Here is a 13,409-nt window from a genome sequence, read left to right as displayed (position 1 = left end):
TACCCTGAGCAAACGGAGGACGGTTGCGGTGGATCGGCGGGCCGGTCAGGCGTCCGGATCTTCAAGGCTGTAGCCCAGGCCGCGGATCGTGGTGATGACGTCCTGGCCCAGCTTCTTGCGGATGCGCGTCACGAACACCTCGATCGTGTTCGAATCGCGATCGAAATCCTGGTCGTAGATATGCTCGATCAACTCGGTGCGGCTGACCACCTTGCCCTTGTGGTGGAGCAGGTAGCTCAAGAGCTTGTATTCCTGCGCGGTCAGCTTCACCGGCTCGCCGGCCCGAGTGACCTTGCCAGATCGGGTGTCGAGGCGGACGTCGCCGGCGGTGAGTTCGGACGAGGCATTGCCGCTGGCGCGGCGGATCAGCGCGCGCAGGCGGGCGATCAGTTCCTCGGTCTGGAACGGCTTGGCGACGTAATCGTCGGCGCCGGCGTCGAGGCCGGCGACCTTGTCCGACCAGCTGTCGCGCGCGGTGAGCACGAGGACGGGCATCGTCTTGCCCTCCTTGCGCCAGCGATCGAGCACGGTCAGGCCGTCGATCTCCGGCAGGCCGAGATCAAGGACGATCGCATCGTAATTTTCGGTCGAGCCGAGGAAATGCCCCTCTTCGCCATCGGTGGCGAGGTCGATGGCATAGCCGGCACCCTCCAGCGTATTCTTCAGCTGCTGGCCGAGATTGGGCTCGTCCTCGACGATCAGAACGCGCATGCTGTTCCCCTGTTATTTGCCGGTGCGGCCGATGATCTGGCCCGTGCGGCCGTCGACATCGACCCAGACGACCACCCCATTGCGCATGAACTTCAGCGTGTAAACCGAGGTGGAGAAATCGAGATCGAAGCCGAGATATTCATAGCCCTTCATCGTCGGCAGCACGCGCGCCTCGATCGCGCGGGGCGACAGCACCTCGCCCTTGCGACGCGCGTCATAGGCACGATCCTGATCGCTGCGCCGCTGGTCGGGCGCCTGCGCGGCCGCCGGGCCGGCAAGCGTGGCGCCGAGCAGAAGGGAAAGCAGGAAGGGCAAAACCATCTTCATGAAAACTGGCATAGGCAGAACGCATTGAACACCCTGTGAATGGAGCGGTTGCATGCCATTCAGCCGAGGATCGCTTGCCCGCGGGCGCCCCGCCCCCTACCTGCGCCGGCCATGGCTGCCCCTATCCTCGCTTATGAAGACCTTGGCATCATCCAGGGCCACGGCTGGCTGTTCCGCCACCTCGACATCCATATCGGCGCGCGCGACCGGCTGGCGCTGATCGGCCGCAACGGCGCCGGCAAGACGACGCTGCTGAAGCTGATCGCCGGCACGATCGACAGCGACGAAGGCCGGCGCGTGATCGTGCCCGGCACGCGCGTGGTGCTCCTGGAGCAGGAACCGAGCCTCGCCGGCTGCACGACGCTGGCCGATTACGTGCTCGGCGGCACGGATGCGCCCGAGCGGCACGAGGCGGATGCGATCGCCGACCAGCTGGGCATCGACCTGTCGCGCGAGGCATCGTCGGCGAGCGGCGGCGAGCGGCGCCGTGCCGCGATCGTCCGGGCACTGGCGCAGGACCCCGACGTCCTGCTGCTCGACGAGCCGACCAACCATCTCGACATCGCGGCGATCGACTGGCTGGAGGATTGGCTCGGCCGGTTCCGGGGCGCGTTCGTCGTCATCAGCCACGACCGCACCTTCCTCACCCGCCTGACCCGCCAGACCTTGTGGATGGATCGCGGCTCGATCCGCCGCGCCGAGATCGGCTTCGGCGGGTTCGAGGCGTGGACCGAACAGGTGTATGCCGAGGAGGAGCGCAACGCGCAGCGCCTCGATGCCAAGCTCAAGATCGAGGAACATTGGCTGCAACGCGGCGTCACCGGGCGGCGGCGGCGCAACCAGGGCCGGCTCGCCAAGCTGAAGGAGATGCGCGCGACGCGTGCGGCGATGATCGGGCCGCAGGGGTCGGCGAATCTCGTCACCGCCGCGGACGACAGCAAGACCAAGGTGGTGATCGACGTGAAGCATGCGTCGAAAAGCTACGGGGACCGCACGATCATCCGCGACCTGACCCTGCGCGTCACGCGCGGCGACCGGATCGGCATCGTCGGGCGCAACGGCGCGGGCAAGACGACGCTGCTCAAGCTGCTGACCGGCGAACTCGCTCCCGACAGCGGCGAGGTGAAGCTCGCCAAGACGCTGGACGGCGTCGTCATCGACCAGCAGCGCAGCCTGATGGCGCCGACCAAGACGGTGCGCGAGGTGCTGGCCGACGGCGGCGACTGGATCGACGTGCTGGGCGTCCGCAAGCACATCCACGGTTATCTGAAGGAATTCCTGTTCGACCCCAGCCTCGCCGAGGCGAAGGTCGGCACGCTGTCGGGCGGCGAGCGGTCCCGCCTGTTGCTGGCGCGGGAGTTCGCGCGGGAATCCAACCTGCTGGTGCTGGACGAGCCGACCAACGACCTCGACCTCGAAACGCTCGACCTGTTGCAGGAGGTGATCGCCGACTACGCGGGCACGGTGCTGATCGTCAGCCACGATCGCGACTTCCTCGATCGCACGGTGACGGTGACCTTGGGGCTCGACGGATCGGGGACGGTGGACGTCGTCGCCGGCGGCTACGAGGATTGGGAACGGCAGCGGCAGGCGCGGCCCGAGGCGAAGAAGGCGCCCGCGGCGGCGAAGGTAGCGCCCCCTCCCCCGCCGCAGGCGCGCACCAAGCTGTCCTACAAGGACCAGCGCGACTACGACCAGTTGCCCGCGCGCATCGAGACGCTGGACGCCGGCATCGCGCGCGACGAGGCACTGCTCGGCGACCCGGCGCTCTACACGCGCGATCCCAAGCGCTTCGCCGCCCTGACCGCGGCGATCGAGGCGGCGCGCGCCGAGAAGGACGCCGCGGAGATGCGCTGGCTGGAACTGGCCGAGCAGGTCGAACAGCTCGCCTGAGGATCAGGCAGGCATGGCGCCGGGCATGTCCATCGTCACGGTCGTGCCCTCCGGCCCGCTTTCGCTGCTGAGCGTGCCGCCGGCCTGACGCGCGAAGCCGGGGATCAGGCGCGAGCCGAGGCCGTGATCCGGGCCCGCCGGCGCCGCCATCTGCGGCATGCCGACGCCGTCGTCGCTGACGATCAGCGTCATGCCCCCCGGGCGGCGGCGCAGGCCGACGGTGATGGTGCCGCCGGTGCGGCCGGTAAAGGCGTGCTTGGCCGCATTGGTGACGAGTTCGTTGACGACGAGGCCGATCGACACCGCCCGGTCGCGTGGCATGTTCGCCGCATCGGCCGAGCAGGAGAGCGACACGCCGCCGCGCAGGAGGAGCGCATCGGCCAAGGCCGCGCACAGATCGCCGAGATAGGCCTGCATGTCGACGGCATCGACCTGTCCGGCGCTGCGGTAGAGATGGCGGTGCGCCCGCGCGATGCTCTCGACGCGGGCCAATGCGGCGCCCAATGCCTCCGCCGCCTCGCCATCGGTGCGGCGGCGCTGGATGTCGAGGATCGAGGCGACGATCGCGAAATTGTTCTTCATGCGATGGTCGATCTCCTGCAACAGCAGGTCGCGCTCGGCGATCTCGCGGTCGCGCTCGCGGGTGGCGCGGCGGACGGAGCGGCGGAACAGTTCGGCGACCGCGACGCTGATGATCGCCGCGACGATGATGAAGGCGACGGTGACGGTCGCCGCCGCGTCGATCAACCGGAAGCTGCCGAGGGGCGCAAAGCCATAATACCAGGCATAGCCGATGCCGAGCGCTGCCGCGACCGCCCCCGCCTGCCACCGCGCGAACAGCGTTGCGAGCATCATCGCCGGGAAACACAGCGCGAAGGGCGCGCCGCCCTCGGCCAGCACGTCCAGCACCGCGCGCATCAGAATGGCGCTGCTGGCGCATAACACGCCGAAACCGATCTGGGTCACCGCCCGCGGCACGGCGGGGGCGAGGCGATCGGGCAGGTCAAGTTCACCCAGGCGCGGCACGAACCGGAGTGAGCCGGAGCGGTCCTATCATGTCAAGACGAATGACCTAATCCATGATAAAAGATTCTTGCTTCAGGTTAAGGCGATGCCGGCACGTCCGGCGAGTTCGGTGACATATTGCCATGCCACCCGCCCCGACCGGCTGCCGCGCCGCGTTGCCCAATTGATCGCCTCGGCAGCATCGAAGGGCAGATCGTAACGCACGGCGTAGGCGGCGACGATCGCGCAATAGCCGTCCTGATCGAGCGCGTGGAAGCCGAGGCTCAGACCGAAGCGATCGGCGAGCGCAAGCTGGTCGTCGATGCTGTCGCGCGGATTGATCGCGCTATCTTGCTCGGCGATATCGCGCGGCACCAGATGGCGGCGGTTGGCGGTGACGATCAGGCGGACGTTCGCCGGGCGCGCCTCCGCGCCGCCCTCCAGCAGCGAGCGCAGGATGCGCGCCTCGGCGGGCGCGTCGAAGCCCAGGTCGTCGAGAAACAGCGCAAAGGCGCGTGACAGGCCGGCGAGCGTCGCGAACAGCTGCGGCAGCGTGTCGAGCGCGGTCACCTCGACCAGCGCGATGGTGCCGCCGTCCGCCTGCACCGCGCCGACCGCGGCCTTGACCAACGCCGATTTGCCGGTGCCGCGCGCGCCCCACAGCAGCACGTCCTGCGCCGCCGCGCCGGCAGCGAGGCGGCGCAGATTCTCGACCAGGGCCGCCTTCTGCTTGTCGACGCGGATCATCAGGTCGAGCGGGAGCGGCGCAAAGGCGCGTGCCGCGACCAGCGCGCCTTCTCGCCAGACATAGGCAGGGTGGCGCAGCGGATCGTCGCTTGCCGGCGGCGGGGGAGCGAGGCGGTCGAGCGCCGCGGCGATACGGTCCAGGGGATCGGCCATGGCGGCGCTCATGGCCACGCGCGGGCGGCGGTGCAAGGCGTCAGCGCATGATCGCGCGGGCATGCGCGGCGATCGTCGCATCGGCGGGTGCGAGCGCGACCGCCTTGACGGCGAGCTGGCGTGCGGCGGCAAGGTCGCCATTGGCGGCGAGCGCGACGGCATAGGCGTCGCACACGCCCGCGTTCATCGGCGACAGCGCGTAGGCGGCGCGGGCATAGCGGCGCGCCACCGCGCCGTCGTCGCCGGCGGCATAGGCGATGGCGAGATCGGCGAGCAGCGCGGCATCGCGGTTGCCGGCGGTGCGCCGGACGCCCTCCAGTGTCTCGATCGCGGCATCGGCCTCGCCGTTCGTCGCCTGCCAATGGCCGAGGATGCGGCGGGCAACGAGGCTTTGCGGGTTCTGCTGCAGGTAGAGCGACAAGGCCGCCGCCGCGTCGCGCGGACGGCCGGCCCGGCCCCAGGCATCGACCAGCCGCAACAGGGTCGGCTCGTCGAAGGCGAGGCCGGCGGCGCGCGCATAGACCGGCGCCGCCTCGGCGAAGCGACCGGCGACGGCGAGCGCATCGCCGAGCGCGAGTTGCGCCGCGGGAGCGCCCGGCCGCGCCGCCGCCAGCGTGCGGGCGCGCGCGATGCCGCTGGTGACGTCGCCCGCGGTCAGCTGCGCGCGGATGGCGCCGAGCAGGTAATTGGGATCGTCGGGATCGGCACGCGCCTCGGCCAGCGCGGCCGCGACGCTGTCGTCGCTGGCGAAGGCGGCGGCCCCGCCCCGCGCACCACCCGCGGCACGATCGAGGAAGCCGGCGGCGGCGATGCGGTCGCCGCTGGCTTCCGCCGCGCGCGCGACCAGGGTCAGCGTATAAGCATCGGCGTCCGCTCGCGCCGCGACCGGGCGTAACTGGTCGAGCGCGCCCTGCACGTCGCCCGAGCGGAGCAGCGCGGCGCCGAGCAGGCGGCGCACGACGATGTTCATCGGTTGGTCGGCGGCAAGCTGTCGCCAGGTACCGATCGCCAGTTCGTCGCGGCCGGCGGCATGATCGAGCGCCCCGCCGAGCAGCGCCGCACCGGGCAGCCCGCCGATCCCCGGGCCTGCGCGCTGGAGCAGATCGCGGGCCAGCCCCAGCCGCCCGGCGCGCGCGGCGAGCACCGCCTGCAGGTACAGCGCCTGCGGACTGGCCGGCCGCGCCGCCAGCGCTTGCCGCGTCGCCGCCAGCATGTCAGCATAGCGGCCGGCATCGCCGAGCGTCGCGGCATATTCGATCAAGGCCGGGTGGTAATAGGCATCCCGCTTCAGCGCCGCCTCGAACCACGGCAAGGCGGCGGTGAGGCCGTAACGGGTCCGCACGATCTCCGCCTGCAAGGCGAGCGGCACCGGATCGCCCGGCGCGAGCCGCGCAGCCCGCGACGCCGCCGCGGTGGCAGTGGCGACCTCTCCGGCGTCGAGCCTGACCCGGCCGAGGTCGCTCCACGCCGCGGCATCGTCGGGATGCGCGGCGAGCCAAGCGGTGAGCAGGTCGACCGCGGCCCCGGCATCGCCCTGCATCGCGGTGGCACGGGCGCGGGCGCGCAGCGCGTCGCCGTCGTCGGCGGGTGCGGCGGCCGCCCCATCGATCGCGCCCTGATAGTCCGCTTGCAGGAAGCGCGCCTGCGCCTGCAACCCGGCGAGCGCCGCCGGGGCGGCCCGCAGATCGCGGGCGCGGCTGAGCGCGCCTTCCGCGGCGACGCCGTCCCCCAGCCGCACATAGGCGCGGGCGAGCAGCAGCAGTGCCGGCTGCGACGTCGGTGCTGCGGCCAGGGCGGCGAGCGCATGGTTGCGGGCGGCGCTGTAGTTGCCGATCCGGTATGCGGTGCGCGCATCCGCCAGCGCCTGCGCCGGATCGACCCGCGGCGGCGGGCGCAGCGCATAGGCTGCGGCAAGCCCCGCAACGACCAGCAACAGGCCGAGCGCGACCGCATGGATGCGGCGCAGCCGCGGCAGGCGCCAGCCGCGCCGCCGCCGCCGGCGCAGCATCGGATAGGGCGTATCAGCCATGCAGGTCGTAGCTTTTCAGCAGATCGTACAGTGTCGGCCGGCTGACGCCGAGCAGTCGCGAGGCACCGGAGATGTTGCCGTCGGCCCGCGCCAGCGCCTGGCGGATCGCCTTGCGGTCGGCGACTTCGCGGGCGGCCCGCAGGTTGAGCGCCAGGGCATCGGCGGGGTCGCCGCCAAGGTCGAGATCGGCGGCGGTGACGAGCTTGCCGTCCGCCATGATGACCGCGCGCTTGATCCGGTTTTCGAGTTCGCGGACGTTGCCGGGCCAGCCCCAGGCATCGATCGCGGCGAGCGCATCGGGGGCAAGGCCGGTCACCCCCAGCTTCATCGCCGCGGCATGCCGCCGTACGAAGGCGCGGGCGAGCAGGCCGGCATCGCCGGGGCGCTCGGCAAGGCCGGGGATACGCACCACGATCTCGGCGAGACGGTAATAGAGATCCTCGCGGAAGCGGCCGTCGGCCACCATCGCCTCGACATTCTGGTGCGTCGCGCAGACGATGCGCGTGTCGACGGGAATGGCCTTCCGGCCGCCGATCCGTTCGATGACGCGTTCCTGGAGGAAGCGGAGCAGCTTGACCTGCAACGGCAGCGGCACGTCGCCGATCTCGTCGAGGAACAGGGTGCCGCCCGCGGCCTGTTCGATCTTGCCGGGCGTGGTCTTCACCGCGCCGGTGAACGCGCCCTTTTCATGGCCGAACAGTTCGCTTTCCAGCAGCGTTTCGGGAATGGCGGCGCAGTTGATCGCGACGAAGGCACCGTGGCGGCGCGGCGAGGCATCGTGCAGGCCGCGCGCCAGCAGTTCCTTGCCGGTGCCGCTCGCACCGAGCAGCATCACCGATACGTCGGCCGGCGCGACCCGCTCGACGGTGCGCACCACCTTCGCCATCTCGTCGGACGCATAGAGGAGGCCGCCGAAGCCGTCGCGCGTGCCCCCGTCGCGGGCGGCGAGGCGCCGGTTCTCCGCCTCCAGCGCGTGGACGTGGAAGGCGCGGGCGACGATCAGCCCCAAGGCATCGATGTCGATCGGCTTGGCATAGAAGTCCCACGCCCCCGCCGCGATCGCGTTGAGCGCGCTTTCGCGGGCGCCGTGGCCGGAGGCGACGATCACCTTGGTATCGGGCTTCAGCGCCAGGATCTCGGCCAGCGTCGCGAAGCCTTCGCTGGTGCCGTCCGGATCGGGCGGCAGGCCGAGATCGAGCGTGACGACCGCGGGTTCGTGCGCCCGCAGCGCCTCGATCGCTTCGCCGCGGGTGGCGGCGCCGACGATCTCATAGCCTTCATAGGCCCAGCGCAACTGGCGCTGGAGCGCCAGATCATCCTCGACGATCAGCAGCACCGGGCGGGCATCGCCTGCACCGCTCATGCCGCCTGCTCCAGCGGGCGTTCGGCAGGGAGCGTCAGGCGGAAGCGCGTGCCCTCGCCTTCGCGGCTGGTCACGTCGAGCGTGCCGCCCATCGCGGTCGCCAGCGCGCGCGCCTCATAGGCGCCGATGCCGAAGCCGTCGGGCTTGGACGAGGCGAAGGGGCGGAACAGCTGGTCGCGGACGAAGGCGGCGCTCATCCCGCAGCCGCGATCGACCACATCGATCGTCACCTGCGTGCCGGTGCCGGCGACCGCGAGATCGATGGCGGCGTCGGCGGGGCTCGCCTCCACCGCATTCTGCAGCAGGTGGCCGAGCAGTTGCTCCAGACGGCCGGGCTGCGCCAGCGCGATGCCTTCGCCGGCGACCTGCACGATGTGCTGCGCGCGGCGGGCGGCGGCGAGGCGCAGCGCCAGCGCGGCGCAATCCACCGGCTGCAACGGTTCGGGGGTGGCGCGGTGGTGCTGCGACAGGCGGGCGAGCAGCGCGTTCATGCGGGCGGCGGAGTCCTTGAGCGTGGCGACCATGTCGGCGCGGAATTCGGCGTTGTCGGCATGCCGTTCGGCATTGCGCGCGACGAGGCTGAGGCCGCTGACGAGGTTCTTGATGTCGTGGATGATGAAGGCGAAGCGGCGGTTGAATTCGTCGAAGCGCGCCGCATCGGCGAGCGCGACATGGGCACGATCCTCGGCCAGATAGCTCGCCGCCTGACGCCCGGCGACGCGCAGCAGGTCGAGGTCCTCCCAATCGAGCGCGCGATCGATCGGCGGGCGGGCGAGCAGGATCGCGCCGATCAGGCTGGCGCCATGGATCAGCGGCACCAAGGCCCAGGCGTCGGCCGACCGGCGCATCCAGTCGGGGATCGCCGCCGCCTCTTCGGGCGGGGCATCGCCGCGCCGCACCGCGTCCAGTTCGACGATGCGCGTGCTGGTGGCGAGATGGGCGGCGAGCGCGGCATCGGCGGTGCCCGCCTCCTGCCAGTGCCATGCCGCGCCGGCGCCCAGCCCGGTGCCCTCCGGCACCAGCAGCAGCCCGGCGGGCGAGCCGGTGAGGTCGGCGATGGCGCGGACGATGCGGCGGTCGAGCGGGTCGGCGCCCTCGCCCGGCGTACCGAGCGTCGCGGTGAAGCGCTGCCATTCGGCGCGGTAATCGTAGCGGTGGCGGAAGAAATGCTTGGCGACCTTCACCTTCGCCCAGGCGCGGATCCACGGCGTCGACAGCAAGGTGATGAGCGCGGTGGTGGCGCCGAGCACGATCGCCGTCTGGACGATGCGCACCGTGTCGCCGGCATAATGTTCGGCGACCTGGGTCAGCGCGATGGTCACGCCGGCATAGGCGACGACCGCGGCGACCGACAGCAGGCGGAGTGCGACGCCGTGCGAGACGGTGAGGCCACGCTCGCCGCGCCGCGCCGCCAGCGCCAGCAGCAGCGCGGCACCGGCCATCACGAAGCCGCGCGCGGCGAAGATGGCGAGCGACGGCGTGCCGAGGCTCCAGGCGAGCGTCGCACCGATCAGGTCGACGCCCCACATGGTCGCGATCGCGGCAGCGAGCAGCGCCATCCTGCCCGCGCCGCGTTCGCCGCCGGCGAAGGCGAGGTGATGGACGAGCATCAGGCCGACCACCGCCGCCAGCATGCGCGCGATCCGCCGGACGTCGGCGACGGCCGCCAGTGCCGCGTCGCCCAGCGGCAGCGTCTCGGTCAGTGCCAGCGTGGTGGCGAAGATGGTGATGGTCGCCGCCGCCGCATAGACGGCATAGAGCGGCAGGCTGCCGGTGCGCGTCCGCCGCACCAGCACCAGCATCAGGCCGAGCCAGGCGAGGTTGCGCGCCGATTCGGCGATCCGCGGCACCACGTCGCCGGCGCCGATCCCGGCGACCGCCAGGGCCCAGAGCGCGGTGGCGATCATCGCCGATGCGAGGGCGCCGCGCGGCACGGTGCTGCGCGGCACCGCCGCCTGCGGCCCGCGCACCGTCGCGAGCGCCAGCGCGCCGAACGCCAGCGCGGCCAGCGCATGGCCCCAAAGGATGAGCGCGGTCATCGCCCTATCGCGCGCCCGACGGGAACAGCACCACGCGCAGCGTCTGGAGCAGGATCAGCAGGTCGAGGAAGGGCGAATAGTTCTTGGCGTAATACAGGTCGTATTCCAGCTTGTGGCGTGCGTCCTCGATCGAGGCGCCATAGGGATAGTTGATCTGTGCCCAGCCGGTGATCCCGGGCTTCACCATGTGTCGTTCGGCGTAATAGGGCAGTTGCTGTTCGAGCTGTTCGACGAACTGCGGGCGTTCGGGACGGGGACCGACGAAGCTCATCTCGCCCTTCAGCACCGACCAGGTCTGCGGCAGTTCGTCGATGCGCACCTTGCGGATGAAGCGGCCGATGCGGGTGATGCGCGGATCGTCCCTTTCCGCCCACACCGCCTGGCCCGCGACCTCCGCATCCTGACGCATCGAGCGCAGCTTCACGATGTCGAACCCCTGGTTGTAGAGGCCGACGCGGCGCTGGCGGTAGAAGGCGGGGCCGCGCGATTCGAGCTTGATCGCCACCGCGGTGACCAGGATCACCGGCAGCGTCACGATCAGCAGCAGCAGGCTGACGGTGACGTCGAAGCCGCGCTTGAACACGCTCGACAGCATCCGTCCCGAGGCGAAGCCGTCCGAGAAGATCAGCCAGGACGGGTTGACCGAATGAAGGTCGATCCGACCCGTCTCGCGTTCGAGGAAGCTCGATATCTCGCTGACGCTCACCCCCGTGGTGCGGACGCGCAGCAGGTCCTTGAGCGGCAGCGCGTTGCGCCGCTCCTCCAGCGCGAGCACGACCTCGCCGGCATTATGGTCGACGACGTGCGCGGCGAGGTTGGGAATGGCATCGCGCGGCACCGCGCCGCGTACCACCGGATTGGGCTCGCCCATCGCGACATAGCCTGCGACGATCACGTTGGCGCCGGGCTGGCTGGCGAGCGCGCCGATCCGCGCGGCGCGACGGCCGGCGCCGAGCACGATGATCCGCCGCTTGAACGTATCGCCGCCCAGCGCCCGGCCGAGCAACGCGCGCACCACCACCAGCAGCGCCGCGGCGATCAGCGTCGCATAAGCGAGGTTGGAGCGCCACAGGGCGAGCGGCGGCACGAGGAAGAACAGGATCGACAGGCACGACACGCCGAGCAGGATCGCCACCGCCAGCCGTGCCGCGGCAAAGCGCAGCGACAGGAAGGATGCGACGCCATAGGCCCCCACCGCGACCAGCGCGATCTGCAACGCCGCGGCAAAGGCGATCAGCTGCGGCAGGCGGGTGACCGTCGGCTCCACCAGCATGCCGATCTGGCGTGCGCGGATCACCCAGCCGAGTTCGGCCGCGGCCATCAGCAGCACGGCATCGACCAGGCCGAGCAGCAGCACGGCATGCGGGACGTAATGCTTGAACAGGCGGATCATGCCCGCTCCCTTCCGACGGCGGCCTGTAAGCTTTTCCGACAGGCGACACGGGGGTCGCAGAAAAAAGCAAAGAAAGCTTGAACAACCCCGCGGCCCCGATCGTTACGCCTCCGTGCTCTTTCGACCGAAAGAGACCCGAAGGAGCTCACGACCCATTATGACGATCGTCCCTGTGATCCTTTCCGGAGGATCCGGCACCCGGCTGTGGCCGATGTCGCGCCCGGAAATGCCCAAGCAGCTGCTGGCGCTGACCGCCGAGGAGACGATGCTGCAGCTCACCGCCAAGCGGGCGCATGGCGAGGCCTTCGCCGCCCCGATCGTCGTCGCCAATGCGCGCCACGCCGATCATATCGACGAGCAACTGGCGGCGGTCGGCGCCGCGCCGCAGGCCGTGATCCTGGAGCCGGTGGCACGCAACACCGCGCCGGCGATCGCCCTCGCCGCGCTCGCCGCCAAGAGCGAGGAGGCGCTGCTGGTCATGCCGTCCGACCATGTCATCGCCGACGTCGCGGCCTTCCACGCGGCGATCGAGGCGGCGATGCCGTTGGTCGCCGAAGGGTGGCTGGTCACCTTCGGCATCACGCCCGACGCGCCGGAGACCGGCTATGGCTGGATCAAGGTCGGCGAGGCGCTGGCCCCAGGCGTGCACCGCGTCGCCCGCTTCGTCGAAAAACCGGCGCGCGAGCGGGCCGAGGCGATGCTGGCGTCGGGCGACCATGCCTGGAACGGCGGCATCTTCCTGTTCCGCGCCGATATCTTCCTGGGCGCGCTCGCCGCGCATGCGCCGGGCATGCTGACCGCGACGCAGGAGGCGATGACCAAGGCGAGGCGCGAGGGTGTGCGCATCCACCCCGATGCCGAGGCGTTCGGCGCCTCGCCCGCCGATTCGATCGACTATGCGGTGATGGAGCGTGCCGAGCGGGTCGCAGTGGTGCCGGTGGCGATGGGCTGGAGCGATGTGGGCAGCTGGGACGCGCTGCATGCGATCAGCGAACTCGATAGCGAGGGCAATGCGCATCGCGGCGAGGTGCTGGCGATCGACACGCGCAACTGCCTGGTCCGTTCGGACGGGATACGGGTGGCGGCGGTCGGCGTCAGCGACCTCATCGTCGTGGCGAGCGGCAACGACGTGCTGATCCTGCCGCGCGGGCACAGCCAGGACGTCAAGAAGCTGATCGAGGCGATGAAGGGATGAGGCGGCGCCCGCGTCAGTCGCGGGCGAAGATCTCGGCATGGGGGATGGTGACGCCGATCGCCGGCAGCGCGACATCGTGCGGCTGGGCGAACAGGTCGTCACGCCACGCCGTCGGCCCCAGCCGCTGGACGACCCGGCTGGTTTCCGCCTGCGGGTCGACGAACACGATGGTGTCGACCGACGGCAGGGCGCGGTAGAGCCTCAGCTTGTCGCCTTCGTCGTTGGCCGAGGTGGAGGGAGACAGCACCTCGACGATCACGACGGGATCGGGATAGGCGCGCTCCATCTCCCGCTCCGGCGCCGCCGGGTTGCCGCAGAAGACGGTGACGTCCGGATAGCGCAGGTTGGTGTCGTCGACCCGGACGCCCATGTCGGAATTGTAGGGGCGGCAGCCGGTGCCACGGAGCCGTGGATAGAGATATCCGAGGATGTTACCGCCAACGCGGGCGTGAGCGGGTGTGACCCCGGCCATCATGCGGATGGTACCGTCGATGAGCGCGTACCTTGGGCCATCGGGGAACCGGATGTCGAGAAACATCTCGACGGTTATCGGC

General features: G+C 70.7%; 11 protein-coding genes. 2 read left to right on the top strand and 9 right to left on the bottom strand.

Translation table 11 applies throughout. From position 1 onward, the window contains the following. Positions 1 to 45: 45 nt before the first annotated feature. Both ACTZQ5_RS11440 and ACTZQ5_RS11435 read right to left on the bottom strand, forming a co-directional pair. Positions 46 to 711: a response regulator transcription factor gene (locus tag ACTZQ5_RS11440; RefSeq protein ID WP_230628729.1), complete on the bottom strand. Its 666-nt coding sequence runs from the start codon at positions 709 to 711 to the stop codon at positions 46 to 48. Between the two features lie 12 nt (positions 712 to 723). Continuing rightward, positions 724 to 1,038, bottom strand: coding sequence for a hypothetical protein (locus ACTZQ5_RS11435; RefSeq protein ID WP_443585315.1), 315 nt, complete (start codon positions 1,036 to 1,038; stop codon positions 724 to 726). Between the two features lie 111 nt (positions 1,039 to 1,149). On the opposite strand from ACTZQ5_RS11435, the gene ACTZQ5_RS11430 reads away from it, so the two are divergent. Beyond that, positions 1,150 to 2,931, top strand: coding sequence for an ABC-F family ATP-binding cassette domain-containing protein (locus ACTZQ5_RS11430; protein ID WP_443585314.1), 1,782 nt, complete (start codon positions 1,150 to 1,152; stop codon positions 2,929 to 2,931). A 3-nt stretch (positions 2,932 to 2,934) separates the two neighbouring features. On the opposite strand, the gene ACTZQ5_RS11425 is transcribed toward ACTZQ5_RS11430, so the two are convergent. From ACTZQ5_RS11425 to ACTZQ5_RS11400, 6 genes are all read right to left on the bottom strand, one after another. After that, positions 2,935 to 3,957 (bottom strand): sensor histidine kinase, encoded by a 1,023-nt coding sequence (locus tag ACTZQ5_RS11425; RefSeq protein ID WP_443585313.1) that lies wholly within the window; start codon positions 3,955 to 3,957, stop codon positions 2,935 to 2,937. Positions 3,958 to 4,029: 72 nt separating this feature from the next. Continuing rightward, positions 4,030 to 4,836 carry a DUF815 domain-containing protein gene (locus ACTZQ5_RS11420; RefSeq protein ID WP_443585312.1) on the bottom strand — a complete coding sequence of 269 codons (807 nt, stop codon included), beginning with the start codon at positions 4,834 to 4,836 and terminating at the stop codon, positions 4,030 to 4,032. 40 nt (positions 4,837 to 4,876) lie between these two features. Then, positions 4,877 to 6,865: a tetratricopeptide repeat protein gene (locus tag ACTZQ5_RS11415; RefSeq protein WP_443585311.1), complete on the bottom strand. Its 1,989-nt coding sequence runs from the start codon at positions 6,863 to 6,865 to the stop codon at positions 4,877 to 4,879. Continuing rightward, the gene (prsR, locus tag ACTZQ5_RS11410; protein ID WP_443585310.1) at positions 6,858 to 8,228 is read right to left on the bottom strand and encodes a PEP-CTERM-box response regulator transcription factor; all 1,371 of its coding nucleotides are present in this window, start codon (positions 8,226 to 8,228) and stop codon (positions 6,858 to 6,860) included. The genes ACTZQ5_RS11415 and prsR overlap by 8 nt, the downstream gene beginning before the upstream one ends. Further along, positions 8,225 to 10,267 carry an XrtA/PEP-CTERM system histidine kinase PrsK gene (gene prsK, locus ACTZQ5_RS11405; protein ID WP_443585309.1) on the bottom strand — a complete coding sequence of 681 codons (2,043 nt, stop codon included), beginning with the start codon at positions 10,265 to 10,267 and terminating at the stop codon, positions 8,225 to 8,227. Before prsK ends, prsR begins: the two co-directional genes overlap by 4 nt. Positions 10,268 to 10,271: 4 nt before the next feature. Next, on the bottom strand, positions 10,272 to 11,660 hold the full coding sequence (locus tag ACTZQ5_RS11400; RefSeq protein WP_443585308.1) for a TIGR03013 family XrtA/PEP-CTERM system glycosyltransferase: 1,389 nt from the start codon (positions 11,658 to 11,660) through the stop codon (positions 10,272 to 10,274). A gap of 157 nt (positions 11,661 to 11,817) precedes the next feature. On the opposite strand from ACTZQ5_RS11400, the gene ACTZQ5_RS11395 reads away from it, so the two are divergent. Then, on the top strand, positions 11,818 to 12,855 hold the full coding sequence (locus ACTZQ5_RS11395) for a mannose-1-phosphate guanylyltransferase/mannose-6-phosphate isomerase (RefSeq protein WP_443585307.1): 1,038 nt from the start codon (positions 11,818 to 11,820) through the stop codon (positions 12,853 to 12,855). Positions 12,856 to 12,868: 13 nt separating this feature from the next. Here the strand turns inward: ACTZQ5_RS11395 and ACTZQ5_RS11390 are convergent, their stop codons facing one another. After that, a complete protein-coding gene (locus ACTZQ5_RS11390; RefSeq protein WP_443585306.1) occupies positions 12,869 to 13,393 on the bottom strand; it encodes a Uma2 family endonuclease in 525 nt (174 codons plus the stop codon). Between the last annotated feature and the right edge of the window lie 16 nt (positions 13,394 to 13,409).

The organism is Sphingomonas cellulosilytica, from assembly GCF_052321755.1.
Classification (GTDB): domain Bacteria; phylum Pseudomonadota; class Alphaproteobacteria; order Sphingomonadales; family Sphingomonadaceae; genus Sphingomonas.
Note: the sequence above shows the minus strand (reverse complement) of the source record. Positions and strands in the feature narration are given on the sequence as shown.